Genomic DNA, 22,045 nt, shown 5'->3' with positions numbered 1-22,045 from the left:
TCGCCCTGCCCCACGCTTTCCCACGCGCGTCGGGGAAAGCCAAGGGGGTGCCGGGACGATCAGACTGTCTGTTTGCGGAACAGGATGCGGTCTTCGGGCCCGAAACCGCGCCGCCAGATAACAAGCCCGTAGACGCCCAGAATCGCCGGGATACCAAGCGCCAGCTCGACCCATTCGGGCATGAGCTTCATGCCCGCACCAACCAGCACGGCAGGCGCGGCGGCCCAGATCAATGCCCAGCGCCAGTTGGTGATCGGCTCACCCAGAATGCTGCCGAGCAGGCGCGACTTGACCAGCGAGGCACAGGCGAGCGCGATGGCGAGCGCCGCCGCCGCGCCTGCTGCCTGCATCAACGGATCGGCCCCGGCGCGGCGCGCCGCCAGCATGAAGGCCACGGTGAGCGCACCTTGAAGCGCGATCGTGCCGAGGCTGATCCAGAGATTGCGGACCCGCGCGACGTAGATCAGCGCCGCCTCGCTCACCACGGCCGGCGCGGCAGCGACTTCGGCGGTGAGCAGCAGCGCAAGCGCCGCCGTGCCCGCAACAAAGCCCGGCCCGACCAGGCCCATGACCGCCGAGCCGGGAATGCCGAGTGCCAGCGCGACTCCGGCCTGCGCCGCAGTGATCCAGAAGCCGACCTGACAGACCTGCCGGGCAACAGCGGGGTAATTGCCGCCTTGCAGGTTGCGCGTGATCACAGGGCCCAGAATCGGCTCGAAGCTGGTCTTGAGCTTCTGCGGCAAAGTCGCGACCTGCTGCGCGACATAGTAGACGCCCACCACCGCCGGGGGCGCGTGGAACAGACCGAGCAGGAACAGATCGAGCTTGCGCGTGCCCCATTCGATCGCATCGGCCCCGGCAAGCGGCAGGTTGCCGAGCGCGAGACGCAGGAGATCGATCGGGCGCGGCGACCATTGGCGCGGGAGGCCATAGCTGCGCAGCAGGGGGACGAAGGCCGTGAGAGTCGCGGCAAAGATCGAGGCGACGTAGGCGAGGATCAGCCCGCTTTCGCGCAAAGGCAGGAAGGCGATGCCGATGAGCCAGACCGTGCCTGCCACAAGGCTCAGCGTCCACGGCTCGACCACCGAGCGCGCGCGCACAGTGGCGCCGACATCGAAGCGGTAGGCGAGCGCGGCGAGCGCGATATCGCCCAGCGCCAGCGGCACGATGGTGAGCGGGAGGAGGCGTTGGAGCGGGGTGAAATGGCCGCTCGGGAACATCGGCGCGGGGAAGGCATAGAGCAGCACCGCGAAGAACGCCGAAACGCAGCCCGAGAGCAGCAGCGCATCGGCAACGACCTCGGCGCCGTCGCGATCATCGCGGGCGAGCTGCTGGGCAAGGCCGCGCTTCTGGCCGAGCGTGGCGAGCTGGGCGGCCAGTTCGACCGCAATCGTCGCGGAGGCGAATCGGCCAAGGTCCTCGGCGCCGTAGAGGCGACCCGCGATGAACAGGAACGGGATGCGCGCGGCAAGGCGCAGCAGGAAACCGAAGAAATTGGTGCGCCCGCCCTTGGCCAGCGCGGCAATGTCCTGCTGTTCGGCGGCCAGTTGGTCTGCCGACAGAGGTGCGGCGGGATCAGCCAAGAGCGGCCTCCGCGCGCAAGGGGCGGGACAATAGCTGCGCGACAAGCGCGCGCGGGGCGACGGTGCCTTCGACCAGCGCGGCAACCCCGGCGGCAATGGGCATGGCGATGCCGCGCTCTGCTGCAAGGCGCACAAGCACCGGCGCGGTGAAGGCGCCTTCGGCCACCGTGCTGCGCGCCGCGAGCAGCGCCGCCGCACCGCCGGGCGCATCGCCCTGCTGGCCGAGCGCCATGCCGAGCGCGAAATTGCGGCTTTCGGACGAGGAGCAGGTGAGCACGAGATCGCCGAGGCCCGAAAGCCCCGCCAGCGTTTCCGCTTCCGCGCCCAAGGCAAGGCCAAAGCGCTGCATCTCTGCAAAACCCCGGCTGATCAGCGCGGCGCGGGCATTGGCGCCGAGACCGAGCCCCTCGACCACGCCGCAGGCAATCGCCAGAACGTTCTTGACCGCACCGCCGATCGAGGCGCCGACTACGTCCGCCGAGTAGTAGGGGCGGAACGCAGGGCGCGCGATGACCGGCGCGAGCCGATCCCACTGCGCTTCGCCGCCGGCGCAGGCGAGCGTGACGGCGGTGGGGAGGCCTTCCGCCACTTCGTGCGCGAACGTTGGGCCGGAGAGCACGGCCAGTGCAGCGCCGGGGGCGGCGGCGGCGGCCACTTCGCTCATCAGGCGGCCAGTGCCTTGCTCGATACCCTTGGCGCAAAGCACCACATCGCTGCCTTGGGGGCCAAGTGCTGCGAGCACGCTGCCCAGATGCTGCGCGGGTGTGACCATGAGCAGGACCGGGAGCCCAGCGAGATCGGCAAGGTTGCCGCTGGCCCGAATGGCCGGGTGGAGCGCGGTGGAAGGCAGGAAGCGCGGGTTGCGGTGCGCAGCATTGACAGCCTCGACCACGTCGGGCTCGCGCGCCCAGAGCAGCACTTCGCGGCCATCGCTGGCAAGGGCCTGCGCGAGCGCGGTGCCCCAGGCCCCGCCTCCCACCACACCGACCTGCGCGGCCCCACTCATGCCTTCACTCCCGCGCCGCGTACCGGTTCGGCTGCGGGATCGAGCGGCCAGCGCGGGCGTGCGAGGACATCGAGCGGATCGGTTAGCCCGGCGGCGAAGCGCTCCGCGCCGGCCCAGCCGATCATTGCGGCGTTGTCGGTGCACAGCTTCGGCGGCGGGGCGACGAGCGGGAGGCCGCTTTCCCCGGCCAGCGCGGTGAGCGCGGCGCGCAAGGCGGCATTGGCGGCAACCCCGCCCGCGACGACCAGCGCGGTAACCGGTCCAGCCGCCGCCACCGCGCGGCGCGTCCGGTCGATCACGCAATCGATCGCGGCCTGCTGGAACGAGGCGGCAATGTCGGCGGGATCATGCGTGCCTGCAGCGTGCGCACGCATCACCGCGCTCTTGAGCCCGGCGAACGAGAAATGCGGCTCCGCGCTGCCCAGTAGCGGGCGCGGCAGCGGGACGGCGCGGGGATCGCCCTCGCGCGCCAGCCGCTCGACCGCAGGGCCGCCGGGAAAGCCGAGGCCGAGAATCTTGGCGGTCTTGTCGAACGCCTCGCCCAGCGCGTCGTCGATGGTGGTGGCGAGGCGGCGGTACGCGCCAAGGCCGCGCACTTCGAGGATCTGGCAGTGCCCGCCCGATGCCAGCAGCAGGAGATAGGGGAAGGCGAGCCCCGGCTCTGCCAGGCGGGCGGAGAGCGCGTGGCCTTCGAGATGGTTCACCGCGATCAACGGCCGCTCCGCCGCCATGGCGAGCGCCTTGGCGGTGACGAGCCCGACCATGACCCCGCCGATCAGGCCCGGACCGGCGGTAGCGGCAATTGCGTCCATGTCGGCAAGCGTCAGCCCGGCATCTTCCAGCACCGCGCCGACCATCGGGGCGAGCGTTTCTGCATGGGCGCGTGCGGCGATTTCGGGCACGACACCGCCATAGGGGCGGTGTTCATCATCCTGCGAGGCAATGCGCTGCGCCAAGATGCGCGAAGCGAGCGTGGCGCCGGCTCCGTCGATCACGGCGACGGCGGTCTCGTCGCAAGAGGATTCGATGCCGAGGATCAGGGCCATGGGAGACTTTCCCTTAGAGACATTCCCGGTTACGGCAAGTCACGCATGAACACGCCCGTAACGCCGCTTATCGCGCCCTCGCCTGCAAACCCGCTCAAGCTGGGTACCCGCCGCTCGCCGCTTGCCATGGCGCAAGCCGAAGAAACCCGCGCGCGGCTCTGCGCGGCGCATGGCTGGGAGGAGGCCGCAATCGAGTTGGTCTCGGTTGTCGCGAGCGGAGATCAGGTGCTCGATCGCCCGCTCGCCGAGATCGGCGGGAAGGCCTTGTGGACCAAGGAACTCGATGCCTGGCTGGCCGATGGCAGCATCGATTTCGCGGTCCATTCGATGAAGGACGTGGAGACCGAACGGCCCGCCATTCTGACGATCGCAGCAGTGCTCCCGCGCGAGGATGTGCGCGATGTGCTGGTGGGGGCCGAGAGCCTGGAAACCATTCCCGCAGGCGCGCGCGTGGGCACCAGCGCACCGCGCCGGGCTGCGCAGATGCTGCACGCGCGGCCCGATCTGACGGTCGTGGGCTTTCGCGGCAATGTCGCGACGCGACTGGCCAAGCTCGAATCGGGCGAGGCCGATGTGACCTTGCTGGCCGCTGCGGGCCTCAACCGGCTGGGGCAGAACGGGATCGGCAGCCCGCTGCCATCGGACACCTGGCTGCCCGCCCCGGCACAAGGCGCGATCGGGGTGGAGTGCCTGGCCGCCCGCGCCGATATCGTCGCGCTGCTCGCCGCCATCGACGACCGGCCGAGCCATGCCGCCATCGATGCCGAGCGCGGCCTGCTGCGCGGGCTTGGCGGAACGTGCCACAGCCCGATTGCCCTGCTCACCACCGCGGATGGCGATATGCTCACCCTGCGCGCCGCGCTGTTCAGCCCGGACGGGGCGGACCGGATCGAGGCAAGCGCGACCTTTGCCGCCGACGATGCGGATGGCCCCGCCGCGCTCGCCCGCACCCTGCTGGGCGATGCGCCTGAAAGCATCCGCCGGCACTTTACCGGCAGCTGATGGCGCCGGTCCCGGTTATCGTCATCCGCCCCGAACCCGGCAATGCCGCGACGGTGGCGGCGGCGCGGGACATGGGCCTCGATCCTCGGGCCTTTCCCCTGTTCGACATGGCCGCAGCGCCGTGGGAGGCCCCCGATCCGGCCCCTTATCGCGCGCTGCTGGCGGGGAGCGCCAATGTGTTTCGCCTCGGCGGTGACGGGCTGTCGCGGCTGACAGGCCTGCCGGTCCATGCCGTGGGTGCAGTGACGGCCGAGGCGGCGCGCGGTGCAGGTTTTGCGGTGGCCGCCATCGGCGAGGGCGGATTGCAGCCCATGGCCTCGGCGCTGGCGCCGGGGCGCTACCTTCGGCTGGCGGGCGAGAAACGGGTGCCGCTGGCGCTGGCGGACGGGGTCGAGGTGGACGATGTGGTGGTCTATGCGGCAGCCGGGATGCCGATGCCGCCCGCGCTTGCCGCCGCGCTTGCAGAGCCGGCAGTGGTGCTGCTCCACTCGGGCGAGGCGGCGCTGCATTTCGCCGCAGAATCGGCCCGGCTTGGCGCCCCACGCGGCAGGATTTCGCTGGCCTGCCTCGCCCCGCGAATCGCTGAGCTGGCCGGGCCTGGCTGGCAACATGTTGAAATAGCACAGACACGTACCGACCAAGCAGTGCTGGCACTCGCCGCGCAAATGTGCAAGAAAGTGTCACCTAGAGGACACTGACAACTGAAAAATGATCCTATGCAGGACATGACCTTTGGTTCGCCACTGGCTCTGCAACGCGCCCGCTCGGGGCGCGGCAGGGCTACGCTGGCAGTTCTTCTGGTGCTCGCGGCGCTTGCCGGGGGGGCTTGGTACGGCTGGCGGACGGGCTGGCTGGAAGTGCACATTTCCGGCCTGCCCTCGCTGCCCGAACCCACCCCATCGGCCACGATTTCGCAGGCTGCCGCGCAGACCACCGCCAACCTTGCCGCCACCGATGCCGCGCTGACTGCCGCTGCCGCCAAAGTCTCCGCGCTCGAGCAGCGCCTCGCCGAGCTCAACCAGCAGGCCATGGCCGCCGCCGGGCAGGCGACGCAGGCCGAGGCGCTTCTCGTCGCCTTTGCCGCACGCCGCGCGATCGAGCGCGGGCAGCCGCTGGGTTATCTCGAAAGCCAGCTGCGCGTGCGCTTCGGCGCGACGCAACAAGCGGCGGTCGATCATGTGATTGCCGCTGCGCAGAAGCCGGTCACGCTCGCCCTGCTCAACGAAACCTTCGAAAAGCTGCGTCCCGAGCTGATCGGCGGCGCAAAAAGCGAGGGCAGCTGGGACTGGTTCACGCGCCAGATGAGCGAACTCTTCGTGATTCGCCCGGCCGACAGCCCATCGCCCACCGCCGAAAGCCGCGCGCTGCGAGTACGCGAGGCGCTGGCCGGCGGGCGGATCGACGTGGCGATTGCCGAAGTCGAACGCATGCCGGGCAAGGATGCGGCGACCGAATGGCTCGCCCATGCGCGTGATTTCGCAAGCGTCGAACACGCGCTGGACCAGCTGGAGACCGCAGCGCTTTCATTCCCGCCGACACCGCCGGTGGTGAAAAGCGATGCGCCCGAAGCGGCGCCTTCGGCCAGCCCTTCCGCAGCCGCACCCGCAGCGAGCGCGTCTCCAGTAACCAAACCAGCCGCCTGAAGCCCCGCTTCAGGCCGGCTGCAGCAGGCTCGGCAAAGTGCCGCTCATGCCGCGCGCCTCATCCATGAAGAATCGCTTGAGCGCGGGCAGGCGCTGCACGCCCGCCATGCCCAGCCGCCGGATCGCGCTGGGGATCCGCCCCGGCACACCGAACAGGCGCGTCAGCACGTCGGTCGCCGCCGAAACCATGAACGTATCGGACGCGCGCCAGCGCTCGTAGCGGGCGAGCACCTGCGCATCACCCGGATCAAGCCCAAGGCGCATGCCCTCAGTCAGCACCTCGACAAGCGCCGCCACATCCCGCAGGCCAAGGTTGAGCCCCTGCCCCGCGATGGGATGCATGCCATGCGCGGCATCGCCGACAAGCGCTAGGCGCTGGTCCACCATGCGCGCGGTGTGGTGGAAATTGAGCGGCCACGAGGAGCGCGTCCCCATCAGCCGAACCGTGCCCAGCACTTCGCCCATGCGCTCCTGCACCGCGCTGCGGAAGGCGCCATCGGGCAGCGCGAGCACACCCGGCGCGTCCTTCTCGCCCACGGTCCACACCAGCGCGGAGCGGTGGTTGCCATCCGCATCATCGAGCAGGGGCAGCAGCGCGAAGGGGCCGGCGGGATAGAAGATTTCCCACGCGACATTGCCGTGCGACTTTGCGTGCGCGAGGCCGACGATGATCGCGCGGTGCCCGTAGCTCCAGCGCGCCGGGGTAAAGCCCGCCTCGTCACGGGTCGGCGAGGCGCGGCCCTCGGCGCCGACCAGCAGACGGCCCTTGACGATGCGGCCATCGGCAAGCGTCACGGTGACACCATGCTCGCCGCGCTCGCGCTCCGCCACGCGGGCATTGGGCACGAAAGTGATCAGGCTTTCCTGCGCCGCCGCCGCATACATGGCGATGCGCAGATCCCGGTTGGCAAACATGCGGCCCAGGGTGCCATCCGCGGGGCCGGGCTGGAAATCGATCCGCCCCGGCTTCATCCCGTCGGTCACGGCGATGGACCCGATCGGGCAGCCGAGCGGTTCGAGCGCCGCAGCAAGGCCGAGGTGGGTGTAGAGGTTCCAGCTCGCGGTCGAGATCGCCGATGCGCGGCCGTCAAAGCCTTCGGCGGTCTGCGCGGCGGGGTCGGAATTGTCGATCACCACACTCGGGATGCCGGCCTTGGCGAGGCCGATGGCCAGCGTCATGCCGACAAGGCCGCCGCCGAGGATGACGATATCGGTGCTCAGCGTCTCGCTCACTTCGCAGCTCCACACGTCGTGCCCGGCCCGGCATCGAGATCGAGGCAGCGCCCGTCGAACGTACCGGCTGCCACCGGCAAGCCCACCAATGCGGCGAACGTGGGGGCGATATCCACCGTCTCGATCGGGCTGGGCTGTTCGAACCCCGTCATGCCCTTGCGCCAGAACACGATCGGCACGCGCCGGTCATAGTCCCATGGCGAGCCGTGGGTGGCAACGATCCCGGGCGCGGGCGAGACGATCGGAACCACCCCGCGCTTGAGCATAAGAACCACGTCACCCGATAGCGGGCGGTGGAACGAGGCGCGGGCGCGGTCGAGCAGCGACCAGGTTTCGGGCGAGCCTGAAGGCACGGGCGCGGCGGCGAGTTCATCGGCAGTGAAGGCGGCGGCCACGTCGGAATTGGCCAGCAGTTCGGCCTTGAGCGCTTCCAGCGCGCGGGCCTTGTCCGCCCCTGCGAGATCGCGGCGCAGCCAGATATCGCCCGATGCACCCTCGGACAGGACAAGGCCCTTCGCATCGAGCCCGGTCTTGGCCGCGACTGCGGCGCTCAGGGCTTCGGGCAGCAGTGCCTTGCTCACCCGGTGCGCGGCGGGCAGCGCCTGCTCACCCAGCCGTTCGGGCAAGTCGAAGCCGCCATGGTCAGCGGTAAGCACGACGGCATAATCGATGCCGCGCTGGTCCAGCGCGGTAAAGAAATCTCCCAGCGCGAGATCGAGCTGCTGCATCTGGATGCACATTTCCGCGCCTTCGGTGCCGTAGGCGTGGCCGACATAGTCGGTGGCTGAAAGGCTCACCGAAAGCACGTCGGGCACGGTGCCCTTGCCCAGCTTGTTCTCGTCCACCAGTTCGGTCGCCAGATCGAGCGTTGCGCGGTCGAGACGCGGCGAGGCGCGGAAGCCGTTCTTGTCGCCTGCGCCCAGCGCAAAGCGCCCCGTGCCCACCGTGAAGGCACGGGCAGGGCCGGTCAGCCCGGCAGCGAGACTGCTGAGTCCATCCGCGCTCCCGTTCGGTTGGAGGGGCACGGCGCGGTCCTTGCCCGCGCACCAGACAGGCAGCTCGAAACCGGGGGCGCCCGCCGCGAGCCGATCGGCAAGCGCCTTGTTCTCGTTCACCGCCGATGGTGCCAGCGTGCGGCCATCAAGCGAAGCGAAGCCGGAACCCTTCCACCAGTAGACCTGATCGATCGCATGGCCGCCCATCATCAGGGCCGCACGATCCTTGCCCGAGACGGCGACATTGCGGCTGGCAGGCCAGAGCGCCTTGAGCCGATCACCCAGCGTGGGGACGAGGAGATGCACGACCGAGGCGACATAGTCCCTCGTGTCCGCCGCGGCCTTGGTCTCGTCCTCGGCGCAATAGATCACCTTCTTCGCCCGCGCGACCGACTGGTCGATCCAGGTATTGGCGATGATCCCGGTGCGCGCGGGATGCATGCCGGTGAGAATGGTCGAATGGCCGGGGCAGGTCTCGGTCGCCGCGTGGCTCTGATAGCCAGCCGGGAAGACCGCGCCCGAAGCGAGCCGGGCAAGCCCGCCGGTAAAGTGCGGGCGGTACTGCGCGAAGAGATCGGCGGAGAACTGATCGACGGCAATGGCCACAATCAGCTTGGGCGCGGTGCTGGACGGCTGGACGGGCGCCGGAGCCGGTGCGGCGGGCTTGGCCGGCGGGCGGGCGGCGCCCGCCTGCGGCAGCACCATCGCGGCGGCGAGCAGGGCAGCGCCCCAGCGGAGGGACCGGAACTTGCGAAGCGCCATGGGGTAACCTTCCTCGGAACGTGTCAGGACCGGACTCGCCTGCCCCGCGTTCCGGCCGGGTGCGTGATGGCCCCGCCAGCCATCCGGCGCAAGAGGGTGCACGCGCCTGGCTGCACGCATACGCAAAGCTTGGGGCCAAGACATCGCGTGGGTTGCCCTGCGGGGCGGGCCGGTGGCCAAACCCCGTGTTGTGGGATAGATGGGGTGCATGTCGATCATGCGAAAATTCGTTGCCATCGCCCTTGCGTGCTGGCTCGCGCTGGGCGCCCTCCCCGCCGCCGCGCAAACCGCACATATCCGTGCCTCGCTGCTGGTGGAGCGGCCCGCGCAGCCTGGCGAGACGGTCACGCTGGCGGTGCTGATGCAGCCGGAAAAGAGCTGGCACGGCTATTGGTCGAACCCGGGCGATGCGGGCCTGCCGGTCACGCTCGAATGGACGCTGCCGCAGGGCGCGGGCACCGGCGCCTTGCAGTTCCCCGTGCCGCAGACGCTGCTGGTGCAAGGGCTCATGAACCATGTCTACGAGCACGACTATGCCGTGCTCGTTTCGTTTACGGTGCCCAAGGATGCCAAGCCCGGCACAAACCTGCCGATCAGCGCCAAGGCCGATTGGCTCGCCTGCGCCGAAGGCATCTGCGTGCCCGAAAGCGCCACGCTGCAAGGCACGGTCACGGTTGGCGCCGGCCCCGCCGATCCGCGCTTCGACGCGTGGCGCGCCGCGCTGCCTGCACCGCTTGACCGGCAGGGCACGTTCGCCGCCTCGCCCACCGGCTGGCACGTTGCGGTGCCGTTTCCGGCAGGTGCCTCCATCGGTGAGCCGCATTTCTTCATCCAGTCCGAAGGCGTGGCCGACTATGCCAAGCCGCAGGCGTTCAGCCGGGTGGGCGATACCCTGGTGATCGAACTCGCCAAGGCCGCCTTCCCCGCGCCTGAACCGCCCGCGACGCTGTCCGGCGTCCTCTCGCTGGGCACGGGGCCCAAAGGCGAGTCGCTGGGCGGCATTGCCTTCACCGCTGCACCGGGCACGGTGCCGACGGGCGGCACGCCGCTCGGCAAGGGCGATGCGCCCGTGCCTTTCTCAGCCGCAACGCTCGCGCTGGCAATTCTCGGCGCACTGGCGGGCGGGCTGATCCTCAATGTCATGCCGTGCGTGTTCCCGATCCTCAGCCTCAAGGCCATGGCGCTGGCCCGCGCGGGGAGCCACAACGCGCATGTCGAGGGCCTGGCCTATACGGCGGGCGTGATGCTGGCCTGCATGGGGCTCGGCGCAGTAATGCTGGGCTTGCGCGCGGCGGGGACGCAAGTGGGCTGGGCGTTCCAGTTGCAGGACCCGGGCGTAGTGGCGCTGCTCTTGCTGCTTGCCGTGGCGATCACCGCCAACTTTGCCGGGCTTTATGAATTGCCGGGGCTTTCGATCGAAAGTAGCGGCGGCGCGGCCAAGGGCGGCTGGATCGGCGCATTCGGCACCGGCCTGCTTGCGGCCTTCGTGGCAACCCCCTGCACTGGTCCGTTCATGGCCGCCGCCGTTGGTGCGGCGCTCATCCTGCCCGCCTGGGCGGCGATGGCGGTGTTTGCCGCGCTGGGCCTTGGGCTGGCGCTGCCGTTCCTGCTGCTGGGCTTCGTGCCTGCATTACGGCGCATGATCCCGCGCCCCGGTGCATGGATGGTGCGCTTCCGCCATGCGATGGCGGTGCCGATGGGCCTCACCGTGCTGGCGCTGGGCTGGCTGTCATGGCGGCTCGGCGGCGCGGCTTATGCCGGAGCGGCGATTGCGCTCGCGGTACTCGTGGTAGCGCTGCTCATCGCCATAGGGCGGGCGCAGCGCCAGGGCCTGGGTACCGCACGCTGGGCGCTGCCCGGCAGCGTCGTGCTCGCCGCACTGGCCTTGGCGGCCGCCCCTCGCCTCGCGACCGCTGGTCCCGGCGGCGCGGTCGAGGCCGGGCTGCTCGATGCCAAGCCCTTCAGCGAAGCAGCGCTTGCCGAAGCCCGTGCAGCGGGCAAGCCGGTGTTCGCCTACTTCACGGCGGACTGGTGCCTGACTTGCAAGGTGAACGAAGCCGCCGCCATCGAACGCGAGACCACGCGCGACGCCTTCCGCAAGGCCGGCGTCGTCGTGCTGGTGGGCGATTGGACGCGGCGCGATCCCAAGATCACCAGCTTCCTCTCGCAGCAGGGCGCGGCGGGCGTGCCGCTTTACCTGTGGTATCCGGCGAAGGCTGCGGCGGCGCAGAAGCTGCCGCAAGTGCTGAGCGCGGACTTTATGGCGGGGCTGCCTGCCAAGGGGTGAGGCTGCCCTCGCCGCCGCATACGCCCCAACCTCTACGTCATTGCGAGCGCAGCGAAGCAATCCAGAGCGGATGTGCGTGAGGCTCTGGATTGCTTCGCTACGCTCGCAATGACGAAGTTATCTTGGGGGAGAGCGCCTACAAACTCTGCCCGTCATCCACCGTGATGTGCGAGCCGGTCACCTGCCGCGCAGCATCGCTCGCAAAGAACACCATCGGTTCGTCCAGCGCGGTGATGTCGGTCAGGCGGCGGCGGGGCCAGGTGTTGATCTGCGCCTTGCCGCCTTCGGTGTCGAACCAGTCACCGGCGATTTCGGTGCTGATGTAGCCGGGCTGGATCGTGTTGACGCTGATCCCCAGCCGCGCCCATTCCTGCGCGAATTGGCGGCCGAGGTGCTGCACCGCGAGCTTGGTGGAGGCGTAGGAGGCATCGCCCTGCCCGGTCATGTGCGAGGTGATCGAGCCGATCAGGATGACGCGGCCCTTCTCGCTCTGCTTCGACCCCGCCTTGATCATGCGGCGCGCGCCTTCGCGGGCGGTGAGGTAGACGCCGGTGAAATTGGTTTCAACCACGCTGCGGATACCCTCGGCCGGCACATCGATCGCGCGGCCCGGCACCACGATCCCGGCATTGGCGACGACCACGTCCGGCACTCCGATCTGCGCTTCGGCCGCATCGAACGCCGCGATGATCGAGGCTTCGTCGTTCACATCGAGCGCCAACGCGAGCGCCTTGCCGCCGCCCGCGTTGATCTCATCCGCCAGCGCCGCAATGCGCTCCACGCGCCGCGCGCCGATCACCACGGCAGCGCCCTCGCCCGCATAGAGCCGCGCGAAATGCGCGCCGAGGCCCGAGGAAGCGCCGGTGATCAGCGCGATGCGGCCTGAAAGTCTGGTGCCTGTCATGCGAACTTGTTGTCCCTTGGAAAGCCGGTGGGCGGCAAGCGCCCTGCCGCACCGCGCGCGACCTTCCACGGCAGAAGGTCCTTCTCGGTGCGCGTGCGCCCACTTTCTCCGCCCATTGCCCAGGAAAGGCCATCCGCAAAAGTGAGCGTGACCGCATCGGCGAGGCCACCATCCTTGTAGCGCTGGAGGGTGACGCCCTGCCCTTTCGCCAGCACAGGCACCTCGCTCAGCGGGAAGACGACGAGCTTGCGGTTGTCGCCGATCACGGCGACGTGATCGTGCTCGGCGGCGATCTCGCGCACGATGGCAAGCTTGACGCCCGGCTTGGTCGAGACGACGCCGCGCCCCTTGCGCGTTTCTGCCAGCAGTTCGTCCATCTCCGCCGCAAAGCCGCGCCCGGTATCGGCGGCGAGCAGCAACTGCCCCTTGGCCTTGTGCACCAGCAGCGCGACGATCTGCGCATCGGGATCGATATCCAGCATCGTGCGCACCGGCTCGCCAAATCCGCGCGCGCCGGGGAGCTTGTCGGCGCCCAATGTGTAGAACCGGCCGTTGTCGATGGCGAACAGCAGCTTGTCGGTCGTCTGGCAGTGGAGCGCAAAGGCGGGGCCATCGCCTTCCTTGAACTTGAAATCGCTGTCGAGCGGCAGGTGGCCCTTGGCCGCGCGGATCCAGCCGCGCTGCGAGAGGATGACGGTGACCGGCTCCTTCTCGATCATCGCGTCCATGCTGAATTCGCGCGTCGGTGCGGCTTCGGCGAGCGTAGTGCGGCGCGCGCCGAGCGGGGTGGTCTCGGCGTATTCCTTGCGCAGCGCCTTCAAATCAGCCTTGAGGCGCTTCTTCTGCAGCTTGGGATCATCAAGCAGGGCCTGCAGGTCGGTCTGCTCGGCGATCAGGCCCTCGCGCTCCTTCCTGAGCTCCATTTCCTCGAGCTTGCGCAAAGACCGCAGCCGCATGTTGAGGATCGCTTCGGCCTGCCGGTCGGTCAGCTCGAACTCGGCCATCATGATCGGCTTGGGCTCGTCCTCGGTGCGGATGATCTCGATCACCCGGTCGAGATTGAGGTAGGCGATGATGTAGCCGCCCAGCAGCTCGAGCCGGTTCAGGATCTTCTCGAGCCGGTGGCGCGAACGGCGCAGCAGGATGTCGATCTGGGCGATCACCCATTCCTGCAGCAGGAGCTTGAGCCCGAGCACGCCGGGAGTGCGCCGCGCATCGAGCACATTGAGGTTGAGCCCGAAGCGCACTTCCAGATCAGTCAGGCGGAACAGCGATTCCTTGAGCAGATCGGGATCGACATTGCGGCTCTTGGGCACGAGCACGATGCGGATCGCCGAATCGCTTTCGTCGCGAACGTCCTCCAGGATCGGCAGCTTCTTGTCCGCAATCAACGCGGCGATCTGCTCGATCAGCTTGCCCTTCTGCACCTGGTAGGGGATTTCGGAGAGCACGAGCTGCCACTGGCCGCCGCCGAGCTTCTCGATGCCGGTATCTTCCCACGTGCCATCGTCCAGCCGCCCGGTGGAGAAGCGGCCGCGCACCCGGATCGCGCCCTTGCCGCTTTCATAGGCAGCGCTGATCGCGGCCTTGCTATCAACCACGAGGCCGCCGGTCGGGAAATCGGGGCCGTGGAACACGTCCATCAACTCGGCATGGGTGGCCGCCGGATTGTCGATCAGCATGAGCGTCGCATCGACGATCTCGGCCACATTGTGGCTCGGGATATTGGTCGCCATGCCCACGGCAATGCCGCTGGAACCGTTGGCGAGGAGATTGGGGAAGAGGCCGGGGAAGATTTCCGGCTCTTCCTCCTCGCCGTTGTAGGTGGGGTGGAAGGTGACGGTGCCTTCCTCGAGCCCCGCCATCAGCCGCATCGCCGTGCGCGTCAGCCGCGCTTCGGTGTAGCGGTAGGCAGCGGCGTTATCCCCGTCGATATTGCCGAAATTGCCCTGCCCCTCGACCAGCGGGTAGCGCAGCGCAAAATCCTGCGCGAGACGGACCATCGCATCATAGACCGAGGCATCGCCATGCGGGTGATATTTGCCGATGACATCGCCGACGACGCGCGCGGACTTCTTGAATGCGCCGGTAGGATCGAGCTTGAGCTGCTGCATCGCCCAGAGCAGCCGCCGGTGCACCGGCTTCAGCCCGTCGCGCAGATCGGGCAGCGAGCGCGCGGTAATCGTGGAGAGCGCATAGACGAGATAGCGCTCCGACAGCGCGGCATCGAAGGGCGCATCGACGATGGCGTCGAAGGGATCGGGCTCGTCCGGGGTTACGGTCTTGGTCATGGCTTGAATGGCCATAGCAACCCCGGCGCCCTCAGGGGAACAGGGGCCCCCGCGAGTTTACCCCGATCATTTGCGCATGGGCCCCGGCCCGCGAGAGTAAGCGGGACTGTGGGCTCAGGGCTCCCCTTCGATCACGGCAAAGGCGCGCGGAATTGCATGGCCGTTTGAGGCCGGGAAATCGCCCCCGAGAAACGCGCGCATATTGTCGATTACCGCGATCACGCGCAGCCGGCTGCCGCCGAAGGAGATCGGCTCGGACGCATCGGGCAGGATCTTGCAGAGATTGATGCACCCGATCGAGGAGAGGAAACCGATGCCGGGATGGATCAGAATTTCGGTGCGCCCGCCGGTATTGCGCAGCTCGATGCCGGGCCGGCGAATTGCCGCGTGGTTGGTGTTGGAAGTGTAGCCGATGGTGCAGTAATTGGTGCCGTCCTGCGTGGCGAGCGGATAGACTCCTTGCGCGATCCGCCGCCCCTTCGTCTGATTGGAACCCAGACCACCGGATTCGGCAGTCGTTCCCGACAGATCATGCACGGCCACGCCGTTGTTGAAGACCTGATAACGACCCACCGTACGCGGCTTGCCATCCGAGCTGCGGCGCTGAACGGCGTGTCGCTCGATCAGGATTTCCCAGCCGCTTCCGCTAATCGGCATAAATTTCCTCCCAGCAGCACTACGAATCTCTTGGCACTATCTTGTACGTCAAAGTATTCGGACGACAAGAGTGGAAACCGCAAGTTACGCTTCATTTGCGCGCTACTGCGATTGACTCGCCTGCAGACCAGCCACTGCGCGGGGTGCACGTTTCAGCCCGGCAACCGCTCACCAGCCTTGCGGGCTTCGGCTTCGATGGCCGGCATGATCTGGGCGAAGCGACCGTTATAGCCGGCGAGGATCGCGGCCGGCGCGGTTTCGGGCGTTCCGGCATTGAATGGGGGCGCTGGGGCATATTCCAGACCAAGCTGAAGCGTCTGGGCCAGATCGGGCCCACCCAGTTCGGCAAGGACGGTGAGCGCGAAGTCGATCCCGGCAGTCACGCCGCCGCCAGTGATCACGTTGCCATCGCGCACCACCCGGCCCGCATCGGGCACGGCACCAAAAAGCGGAAGCAGGTGGCGCCATGCCCAGTGGCAGGCGGCGCGCTTGCCCTGAAGGAGCCCGGCGGCACCGAGAATCAGCGACCCCGTGCAGACCGAAGTGACATAGCGCGCCCCAAGCGCAAGGCGGCGCACTTCGCCGATGAAGGCTTCATCAAGCGCCATCGCGGTGGCGGGAAAGCCGCCGGGCACGCAGATCAGATCGCAGGCGGCGATATCGGCGAGGCGGTGCGTGCCGCCGAACACCAGGCCTTCGGTCGCGATATCGCCCCCATCGCGGCTCGCCACCAGCGTCTCGCCGCCGGGCAAGCGCGAGAGGAACTGGTGCGGTCCGGTGAAATCAAGCTGGGTCATGCCGGTATAGACGGCAAAGACAATGCGGAAAGGCGGCTGGGTCATTGCGGGCTCCTGTGATGCGGACAACGCCTTGATCGCGCATGACCGCGATTGACGAAATGACAATGATCCCTCATTTCAAGCCATGCCCCGCACAATCGGCCTTTATCTCTTCGATGATTTCCAGCTGCTCGATGCCTGCGGTCCGATCACCAGCTTCGAGGTGGCCGGGCGGTTGGCGCAGTCCCCTTATCCGCTCAAGCTGCTCTCGGCCGCGGGCGGGCCGGTACGCAGTTCTGCTGGCGTGATGCTGGAAACGGTGGCGGCGAACGCGGCTGCGGACGCAAGGTCGCTCGACACGTTGATGGTCGTCGGCGGCGACGGCAGCCGGCAGGCGATGCGCGACGAGGCGACGCTGGCCTATATACGCGCGGTCGCCCCTGCGATGCGGCGGCTGTGCAGCGTCTGTTCGGGCGCGCTGGTGTTGGCGGGTGCTGGCATGCTCGACGGGCGGCGCGCCACGACCCACTGGCGCCGCGCGGCGCAGCTTGCCCGGTTGTTTCCCAGGGTGATCGTCGAGCCGGACCGCATTCACGTGCGCGATGGCCCGGTCTGGACCTCGGCCGGGATCACGGCGGGGATTGATCTCGCGCTCGCGCTGATTGCCGAGGATCTGGGTGAGGAGCCCGCCCGCGCAGCAGCGCAGGAAATGGTGGTCTATTTTCGCCGCCCGGGCGGGCAATCACAGTTTTCGGCGCTGTCCCAACTGGGCGGCGAGCCTGGGCCGTTTGCCGGCCTGCTCGACTGGATCCGCGCGCATCTCGGCGAGCGACTGACGGTGGAGGTGCTGGCCGCCGAAGCGTCGATGAGCCCGCGCAATTTCTCGCGCGCGTTTGCCCGCGACATGGGCATGAGCCCGGCCAAGGCGGTCGAGCGGCTGCGGCTCGAGATGGCGCGCGAAAGGGTGGAGAACAGCCCGGCGCCGATCGAGCAGATCGCGGCAGGCCTTGGCTTTCACGACCCCGAGCGGATGCGCCGCGCGTTTTTGCGCGCCTTTGGTCAGCCACCGCAGGCGCTGCGCCGGATGGCGCGCACCGTTTAGCTTATTGTCCCTGCGCGGGAGGTTTGGCGGCAAAGGGATCGACCGCCTTGTCGGCCACCGTCTGGCACTGGCGCAGCAGGGCGACGGCGCGGGTGATCTCGCCGGTTTCGTAGACGCCGAGTTCGAGCGTGTCGATCTTGAGCGCGAACCAGCGGGCCGCCTGCATTTCGTCGAAGATGCCGGTGCCCTTGGCCTTGAAGGTCAGCCAGTGCATGCCTTCCACATCCATGCCGAGCGCTGCGCCCGACCAGGTATCGCGGCCTTCGAACGAAAGGCTCATGTCCTTGCGGTCGCCTTCCCTGATCGAGCGCCAGTTGGTGCTGCCGGCATAGATCACCGTGGCACCCTCGGCGGGGCTGAACTGGAAGCGGATGCCGAGCGCGTTGTCATACTGCGCGGCCATGAAGCAGCCGTAGCCCGCGACCTGATCGATGCGCACCGACCAGCGCCCGGCCTGGCCATAAGGTACCGTGGCGGCGCGCAGGGCGCTGATATCGAGCTGGCGGTGAAGGTCGAGCTGCATTTCGGCTGGCTGGGCTTGCGCCGCCGTTTCCGGCGCGGGCTGGGCGGCGAGCGGCTGGGCAAGCAGCGCCAGCACAAGAGCCGCGCAGGCGCCAAGGCTTCGGGGCTGGGGTAGTGTCGCGGGGATCATTGTCGCGGCTCCGGGCGGATGCGCAGGGCATCGCGGAATGGGCCCGAGGCCGCAAGGGGTTTTTGGCGCTAGCGCCCCTGCATGTCCCGCGCTTCCTCCGGCACGCGCACCTCCAGCCCGTCGAGCGCTTCGGTGAGCACGATCTGGCACGAGAGGCGGCTGGTGCGGGTGACGCCGGCCGCGAGATCGAGCATGTCCTCCTCGTCCTCGCTGGCGGGGGCGAGCTTGTCGAACCAGTCCGCCGCGACAATCACATGGCAGGTGGAACAGGCCATCTGCCCCTCGCACGTGCCTTCCAGCGGCATGCCGGCATTCTGCCCCACTTCCAGCAGACGCGTCCCGGGGGCGGCTTCAGCCGTGATGCGCTGGTCCCGCGCGGTAACGAAGGTGATCCTGACCATGGCTATAACGCTCCATCAGCCGCGACGCTTATCGCCGCGGCCGCCCGTTCAAGCTCCTCTGCCCTCGTATAGCGTCCGAAGCCAAGCCGGATCGCGGTTTTCGCTTCCCTGTCCGAAAGTCCGAGCGCGCGCAAGACATGGCTGGGCCGGCCCGAGCCGCTGGCGCAGGCGGAGCCCGCCGAAAAGGCGATATTGCGGCAATCGGACATCAACCGCGCGACATCCAGCCCCTCGCGCCGGATGTTGAGATTGCCGCGCCAGCGCTGGTCGGCGTCGCCGTTGAGCGTCCAGCCGGGGAAGAGGCTGCGGGCAAGGGTCCACAGGCTTTTCACATGCTGTGCGTCCGTTTCCCGCAGCTTTATGCACAGCGCGGCGGCGGCGCCGAAACCGGCGCAAAGCGCGGGGCTGAGTGTGCCGGAGCGCAAGCCCTGCTCCTGCCCGCCGCCGTGAATCAGCGGCGCAAGGCTCAGGCCGTCACGCACCCACAGTGCACCGATGCCCTTGGGGCCGTGGAGCTTGTGCGCGGAAATGGCGATCATATCGGCATTGGCGGGCGGGGGGAGCTTGCCCGCGGCCTGCACCACATCGCATAGAAACAGCGCGCCAGCCGCATGGGCGGCATCGGTCAGCGCCTCGACCGGCTGGACCGTGCCGATCTCGTTGTTGACCTGCATGACGGCAACGAGACCGGTGCCCTCGGGGATCGGCGTGCCTGCGTCCACCAGCCCGGCACCGCTCACCGGCAGCACCGCGCAGGCGGGATCGGCAAAGCGCGCGGTATCCAGCACGGCGGCGTGCTCGATGGCAGAGACGGCTATGCGCTTCACCCCGCAGCCGAGGATCGCGAGATTGAGCGCCTCCGTCGCGCCCGAGGTGAAGATCACGCGGCCGCCGGGGGGCAGCAGCGCCGCCACCTGCTCACGCGCCACTTCCATCGCCGCCGCAGCTGCCCGCCCCGGTCGGTGCGGGCTGTGCGGATTGGCGAAGCCGTCGTCCCCCAGCCAGCGCAGCATGGCCTCGCGCGCCTCGGGCGCCAGCGGCGTGGTGGCCTGATAATCGAGGTAGATCATCCCCCGATCTCCCGCCACGCGGCAAGGAATGCGTCGATCTCGTACTGCGTGGTTTCGCGCCCGATCGAAACCCGGATCACCTCTCCCGCATGGGGATGGCCCATCGCGGTAAGCACCGGGCTGGCCTTGAGCGAGCCGGAGGAACAGGCGCTTCCCGCCGAGACGGCGAATCCCATGCCGTCGAAGCGGATCAGCTGCGCATTGGCAGAGCGGCCGGGCATGCGGTATCCGGCGATCGTGGCGAGGCGCGAAGCCTCTGCCGCGACGACTTCACCGCCCGCCGCGATGATGCCTGCGTCGAGCGCTGCCCGCAGACGGGCCGCCATCACCAGCCAGTCGCGCCCGGCTTCGAGCGCCGCCGCCATGGCCACCGCGCCGGGGAGGTTTTCGGTGCCCCCGCGATAGCCGCGCTCCTGCCCGCCGGTGGGCCGGAGCAAGGCCCAATCGCGCACCAGCAGCGCGCCAGTGCCGATGGGGCCGCCGAACTTGTGGGCGGAAATGGCGATCAGATCGGCATCGGGAAGCGCGATCTTGCCCGCAGACTGGGCGCAATCGGCGAGAAGCACACCGCCCCCCTCGCGCACTGCGGTGGCGATCTCGTCGAGCGGCTGGATCAAGCCGGTTTCGTTGTTCACATGCTGCACGGCAAAGAGGCCACCCAACGCTGCATCGAGCAGAACGCGGCCCGCGCTGTCTACGGCCAGGCGCAGCGCATCCCCTGCCCAGCGCAGCACAGCCTCATGCTCCACTGCAGAAACCGCCGCCAAGGGCGCCGCGCTGCGGGTGATCGCAAGGGCCAGCGCCTCGCTCGCGCCCGAGGTGAAGATCACCTCACCCCGCCACCCCAGCGCGGCCTTCACGCGGGCGCGTGCCTCTTCCAGCGCAGCGCGAGCAGCGCGGCCAGGTGCGTGGGGGCTGGAAGGGTTCGCCCAGCGCGCAAAGCCTTCGAGCATGGCCTCGCGCGCCGCAGGAAGCAGCGGCGTGGTGGCGGCATGATCGAGGTAAATCGCGGACATCGGGGCACTCTGGCGGGAATGATTGCTTTTGGGGCAACCGTTTCTATATAGCGACCATTCCCTTTTCCCAGCCCCGGCTTTTACGAGGCTGCCGCCTCGCCCTCGGCCGGCATAGCAGGATACCCGATGCCAGCAGTCATCTTCCCCGGTCCCGACGGTCGCCTCGAAGGCCGTTTCCAGCCCGCTTCACGCCCGCGCGCACCCGTCGCCATGATCCTGCACCCGCACCCGCAGGCGGGCGGCACGATGAATGACCGCATCACGCAGGCGATGTACAAGACATTCGTCGCGCGCGGCTTCGCCACCCTGCGCTTCAATTTCCGCGGCGTGGGCCGCAGCCAAGGCTCATTCGACAACGGCATCGGCGAATTGTCCGACGCAGCTGCGGCGCTCGACTGGGTGCAGTCGATCCACCCCGAAGCCAGCACGACCTGGATCGCCGGCTACTCCTTCGGCGCCCTCATCGGCATGCAGCTCCTGATGCGCCGCCCGGAAATCCGCGGCTTCATCTCGGTCGCCCCGCCGGCCAACATGTACGACTTCAGCTTCCTCGCCCCCTGCCCCGCCTCGGGCATCATCGTGCAAGGCGCGGCCGATACGGTGGTGACGCCGAACGCGGTGCAGAAGCTCGTCGACAAGCTGCGCACGCAGAAGCACATCACCATCCACCACGACGAAGTGCCCCGCGCCAACCACTTCTTCGAGAACGAACTCGACGAAATGATGCGCGCGGTGGACACCTATCTGGACATGCGCCTCTCGCCGGATTGCCCGATCAAATAATCCAAACCCTCTCCCCTTCAGGGGAGAGGGTTGGGAGAGGGGCACTCTCAGCTCAGAACTGCACCCGCTTCGTATAGCCGCCATCAACAACAATGTTCGCGCCCGTCATCGCCATGCAGGCAGGGGACGCAACGAACACGATCGCCCGCGCCAGTTCCTCACCCGTGGCCATCCGGCCGATCGGAATCTTGGCGAGGGTGCTTTCGTAGAAGGGCGTCATGTTGTTCTTGATGTAAGTCCAGGGGCCGTCCTCGGTCATGATCGGACCGGGGGTGATGCAGTTGACGCGCACGCCCTGCGGCGCGAGCGCCTGCGACAGGTCTGACGAATAGACCATGACCGCTGCTTTCAGCGCATTGTAGGGCTGCACGCCCATGAATTCCTCGACCGCGCCGGTCGAGCTCATGCAGATGATCGAACCGGCATCGGACTTGAGCAGATAAGGCTTCGCCGCCGCGACGCCGCGCCGCATAGGCAGGATATCGGCCTGCATCACCGCATCCCAGCCGGCATCGCTGTCCTCACCCAGATTGGCCGAGGTGAAGCTGATGAAGATATCGCACCCGCCGAGCGCTTCGGCCGCCTTGTCGACGAAGGCCGGAACCGCCTCGGCATCGGTGACATTGAGCGCTTCGGCATAGACCGTGACCCCGCTCGGTGCGAGCTCGCCGACGATCTTGTCGACCTTGGCCTGCGTGCGGCCGCAGACCGCAACGTGGCAGCCCTCAGCCGCGAGTGCGAGCGCCACCTGGCGCCCGATGCCGCCATTGGCGCCGACGAGAATGGCCTTCCTGTCCTTGAGCCCGAGATCCATTGCGCGTTCCTTCTATGCG

General features: G+C 68.3%; 20 protein-coding genes. 6 read left to right on the top strand and 14 right to left on the bottom strand.

From position 1 onward, the window contains the following. Nucleotides 1-59 precede the first annotated feature (59 nt). From WCL10_RS13255 to tsaD, 3 genes are read right to left on the bottom strand one after another with little or no spacing between them, the layout of a single operon-like run. On the bottom strand, nt 60-1,583 hold the full coding sequence (locus WCL10_RS13255) for an oligosaccharide flippase family protein (RefSeq protein WP_336896128.1): 1,524 nt from the start codon (nt 1,581-1,583) through the stop codon (nt 60-62). Further along, nucleotides 1,576-2,589 (bottom strand): NAD(P)H-dependent glycerol-3-phosphate dehydrogenase, encoded by a 1,014-nt coding sequence (locus WCL10_RS13250; protein WP_336896127.1) that lies wholly within the window; start codon nt 2,587-2,589, stop codon nt 1,576-1,578. The genes WCL10_RS13255 and WCL10_RS13250 overlap by 8 nt, the downstream gene beginning before the upstream one ends. Next, nucleotides 2,586-3,635: a tRNA (adenosine(37)-N6)-threonylcarbamoyltransferase complex transferase subunit TsaD gene (tsaD, locus tag WCL10_RS13245; protein WP_336896126.1), complete on the bottom strand. Its 1,050-nt coding sequence runs from the start codon at nt 3,633-3,635 to the stop codon at nt 2,586-2,588. Before tsaD ends, WCL10_RS13250 begins: the two co-directional genes overlap by 4 nt. A 45-nt stretch (nt 3,636-3,680) precedes the next feature. Between tsaD and hemC the strand changes: the two genes are divergently transcribed. Genes hemC through WCL10_RS13230 form a run of 3 tightly spaced genes read left to right on the top strand, consistent with a single transcriptional unit; the run spans nt 3,681 to nt 6,280 of the window. Beyond that, entirely contained in the window at nt 3,681-4,637 is a 957-nt protein-coding gene (gene hemC / locus WCL10_RS13240; RefSeq protein ID WP_336896125.1) for a hydroxymethylbilane synthase, read from the top strand. Beyond that, complete coding sequence (locus WCL10_RS13235) at nt 4,637-5,335, top strand: uroporphyrinogen-III synthase (RefSeq protein WP_336896124.1); 699 nt, start codon at nt 4,637-4,639, stop codon at nt 5,333-5,335. The genes hemC and WCL10_RS13235 overlap by 1 nt, the downstream gene beginning before the upstream one ends. 27 nt (nt 5,336-5,362) lie before the next feature. Further along, a complete protein-coding gene (locus tag WCL10_RS13230) occupies nt 5,363-6,280 on the top strand; it encodes a hypothetical protein (RefSeq protein WP_336896123.1) in 918 nt (305 codons plus the stop codon). A 9-nt stretch (nt 6,281-6,289) separates the two neighbouring features. Here the strand turns inward: WCL10_RS13230 and WCL10_RS13225 are convergent, their stop codons facing one another. Together WCL10_RS13225 and WCL10_RS13220 are read right to left on the bottom strand one after the other, a co-directional pair. Next, nucleotides 6,290-7,513: an FAD-dependent monooxygenase gene (locus tag WCL10_RS13225; protein WP_336896122.1), complete on the bottom strand. Its 1,224-nt coding sequence runs from the start codon at nt 7,511-7,513 to the stop codon at nt 6,290-6,292. Next, the gene (locus tag WCL10_RS13220) at nt 7,510-9,270 is read right to left on the bottom strand and encodes an alkaline phosphatase family protein (protein ID WP_336896121.1); all 1,761 of its coding nucleotides are present in this window, start codon (nt 9,268-9,270) and stop codon (nt 7,510-7,512) included. The genes WCL10_RS13225 and WCL10_RS13220 overlap by 4 nt, the downstream gene beginning before the upstream one ends. 208 nt (nt 9,271-9,478) lie before the next feature. Between WCL10_RS13220 and WCL10_RS13215 the strand changes: the two genes are divergently transcribed. Beyond that, a complete protein-coding gene (locus tag WCL10_RS13215) occupies nt 9,479-11,557 on the top strand; it encodes a protein-disulfide reductase DsbD domain-containing protein (protein ID WP_336896120.1) in 2,079 nt (692 codons plus the stop codon). 136 nt (nt 11,558-11,693) lie between these two features. Here WCL10_RS13215 and WCL10_RS13210 read toward each other — a convergent pair whose 3' ends face one another. From WCL10_RS13210 to WCL10_RS13195, 4 genes are all read right to left on the bottom strand, one after another. Next, nucleotides 11,694-12,461, bottom strand: a complete 768-nt coding sequence (locus WCL10_RS13210) for an SDR family NAD(P)-dependent oxidoreductase (RefSeq protein WP_336896119.1) — start codon at nt 12,459-12,461, stop codon at nt 11,694-11,696. Further along, nucleotides 12,458-14,752: a DNA topoisomerase IV subunit A gene (gene parC, locus WCL10_RS13205; RefSeq protein WP_336896118.1), complete on the bottom strand. Its 2,295-nt coding sequence runs from the start codon at nt 14,750-14,752 to the stop codon at nt 12,458-12,460. Before parC ends, WCL10_RS13210 begins: the two co-directional genes overlap by 4 nt. A gap of 114 nt (nt 14,753-14,866) precedes the next feature. Further along, the gene (locus WCL10_RS13200) at nt 14,867-15,409 is read right to left on the bottom strand and encodes a hypothetical protein (protein WP_336896117.1); all 543 of its coding nucleotides are present in this window, start codon (nt 15,407-15,409) and stop codon (nt 14,867-14,869) included. A gap of 152 nt (nt 15,410-15,561) precedes the next feature. Beyond that, on the bottom strand, nt 15,562-16,251 hold the full coding sequence (locus WCL10_RS13195) for a DJ-1/PfpI family protein (protein WP_336896116.1): 690 nt from the start codon (nt 16,249-16,251) through the stop codon (nt 15,562-15,564). A gap of 82 nt (nt 16,252-16,333) precedes the next feature. On the opposite strand from WCL10_RS13195, the gene WCL10_RS13190 reads away from it, so the two are divergent. Continuing rightward, nucleotides 16,334-17,290, top strand: coding sequence for a GlxA family transcriptional regulator (locus tag WCL10_RS13190; protein ID WP_336896115.1), 957 nt, complete (start codon nt 16,334-16,336; stop codon nt 17,288-17,290). A gap of 1 nt (nt 17,291) precedes the next feature. Here the strand turns inward: WCL10_RS13190 and WCL10_RS13185 are convergent, their stop codons facing one another. The 4 genes from WCL10_RS13185 to WCL10_RS13170 all read right to left on the bottom strand — a co-directional run bounded on the left by WCL10_RS13185 (nt 17,292) and on the right by WCL10_RS13170 (nt 20,429). Continuing rightward, on the bottom strand, nt 17,292-17,942 hold the full coding sequence (locus WCL10_RS13185; protein WP_336896114.1) for a hypothetical protein: 651 nt from the start codon (nt 17,940-17,942) through the stop codon (nt 17,292-17,294). A gap of 68 nt (nt 17,943-18,010) precedes the next feature. After that, a complete protein-coding gene (locus WCL10_RS13180; RefSeq protein WP_336896113.1) occupies nt 18,011-18,343 on the bottom strand; it encodes a 2Fe-2S iron-sulfur cluster-binding protein in 333 nt (110 codons plus the stop codon). Between the two features lie 2 nt (nt 18,344-18,345). After that, nucleotides 18,346-19,413 carry a cysteine desulfurase family protein gene (locus WCL10_RS13175; protein ID WP_336896112.1) on the bottom strand — a complete coding sequence of 356 codons (1,068 nt, stop codon included), beginning with the start codon at nt 19,411-19,413 and terminating at the stop codon, nt 18,346-18,348. After that, nucleotides 19,410-20,429, bottom strand: a complete 1,020-nt coding sequence (locus tag WCL10_RS13170) for an aminotransferase class V-fold PLP-dependent enzyme (protein ID WP_336896111.1) — start codon at nt 20,427-20,429, stop codon at nt 19,410-19,412. Before WCL10_RS13170 ends, WCL10_RS13175 begins: the two co-directional genes overlap by 4 nt. A gap of 126 nt (nt 20,430-20,555) precedes the next feature. Between WCL10_RS13170 and WCL10_RS13165 the strand changes: the two genes are divergently transcribed. Then, nucleotides 20,556-21,212, top strand: coding sequence for an alpha/beta hydrolase (locus WCL10_RS13165; RefSeq protein WP_336896110.1), 657 nt, complete (start codon nt 20,556-20,558; stop codon nt 21,210-21,212). Between the two features lie 52 nt (nt 21,213-21,264). Here the strand turns inward: WCL10_RS13165 and WCL10_RS13160 are convergent, their stop codons facing one another. Then, nucleotides 21,265-22,026: an SDR family oxidoreductase gene (locus WCL10_RS13160; RefSeq protein ID WP_336896109.1), complete on the bottom strand. Its 762-nt coding sequence runs from the start codon at nt 22,024-22,026 to the stop codon at nt 21,265-21,267. Nucleotides 22,027-22,045 lie beyond the last annotated feature (19 nt).

The organism is Novosphingobium sp. (assembly GCF_037133355.1).
Taxonomy (GTDB): Bacteria; Pseudomonadota; Alphaproteobacteria; order Sphingomonadales; family Sphingomonadaceae; genus Novosphingobium.
The sequence above is the reverse complement of the archived record's forward strand: the minus strand, read 5'-3'. Positions and strand labels throughout refer to the sequence as shown.

Coding starts and splice junctions, on each gene's coding strand:
- WCL10_RS13250 (WP_336896127.1), bottom strand. CDS start 2,589: ATGAGTGGGGCCGCGCAGGTCGGTGTGGTGGGAGGCGGGGCCTGGGGC.
- parC (WP_336896118.1), bottom strand. CDS start 14,752: ATGACCAAGACCGTAACCCCGGACGAGCCCGATCCCTTCGACGCCATC.
- WCL10_RS13170 (WP_336896111.1), bottom strand. CDS start 20,429: ATGTCCGCGATTTACCTCGATCATGCCGCCACCACGCCGCTGCTTCCT.
- WCL10_RS13165 (WP_336896110.1), top strand. CDS start 20,556: ATGCCAGCAGTCATCTTCCCCGGTCCCGACGGTCGCCTCGAAGGCCGT.
- WCL10_RS13215 (WP_336896120.1), top strand. CDS start 9,479: ATGTCGATCATGCGAAAATTCGTTGCCATCGCCCTTGCGTGCTGGCTC.
- WCL10_RS13160 (WP_336896109.1), bottom strand. CDS start 22,026: ATGGATCTCGGGCTCAAGGACAGGAAGGCCATTCTCGTCGGCGCCAAT.
- WCL10_RS13210 (WP_336896119.1), bottom strand. CDS start 12,461: ATGACAGGCACCAGACTTTCAGGCCGCATCGCGCTGATCACCGGCGCT.
- tsaD (WP_336896126.1), bottom strand. CDS start 3,635: ATGGCCCTGATCCTCGGCATCGAATCCTCTTGCGACGAGACCGCCGTC.
- WCL10_RS13235 (WP_336896124.1), top strand. CDS start 4,637: ATGGCGCCGGTCCCGGTTATCGTCATCCGCCCCGAACCCGGCAATGCC.
- WCL10_RS13200 (WP_336896117.1), bottom strand. CDS start 15,409: ATGCCGATTAGCGGAAGCGGCTGGGAAATCCTGATCGAGCGACACGCC.
- WCL10_RS13175 (WP_336896112.1), bottom strand. CDS start 19,413: ATGATCTACCTCGATTATCAGGCCACCACGCCGCTGGCGCCCGAGGCG.
- WCL10_RS13195 (WP_336896116.1), bottom strand. CDS start 16,251: ATGACCCAGCCGCCTTTCCGCATTGTCTTTGCCGTCTATACCGGCATG.
- WCL10_RS13185 (WP_336896114.1), bottom strand. CDS start 17,942: ATGATCCCCGCGACACTACCCCAGCCCCGAAGCCTTGGCGCCTGCGCG.
- WCL10_RS13190 (WP_336896115.1), top strand. CDS start 16,334: ATGCCCCGCACAATCGGCCTTTATCTCTTCGATGATTTCCAGCTGCTC.
- hemC (WP_336896125.1), top strand. CDS start 3,681: ATGAACACGCCCGTAACGCCGCTTATCGCGCCCTCGCCTGCAAACCCG.
- WCL10_RS13180 (WP_336896113.1), bottom strand. CDS start 18,343: ATGGTCAGGATCACCTTCGTTACCGCGCGGGACCAGCGCATCACGGCT.
- WCL10_RS13230 (WP_336896123.1), top strand. CDS start 5,363: ATGACCTTTGGTTCGCCACTGGCTCTGCAACGCGCCCGCTCGGGGCGC.
- WCL10_RS13220 (WP_336896121.1), bottom strand. CDS start 9,270: ATGGCGCTTCGCAAGTTCCGGTCCCTCCGCTGGGGCGCTGCCCTGCTC.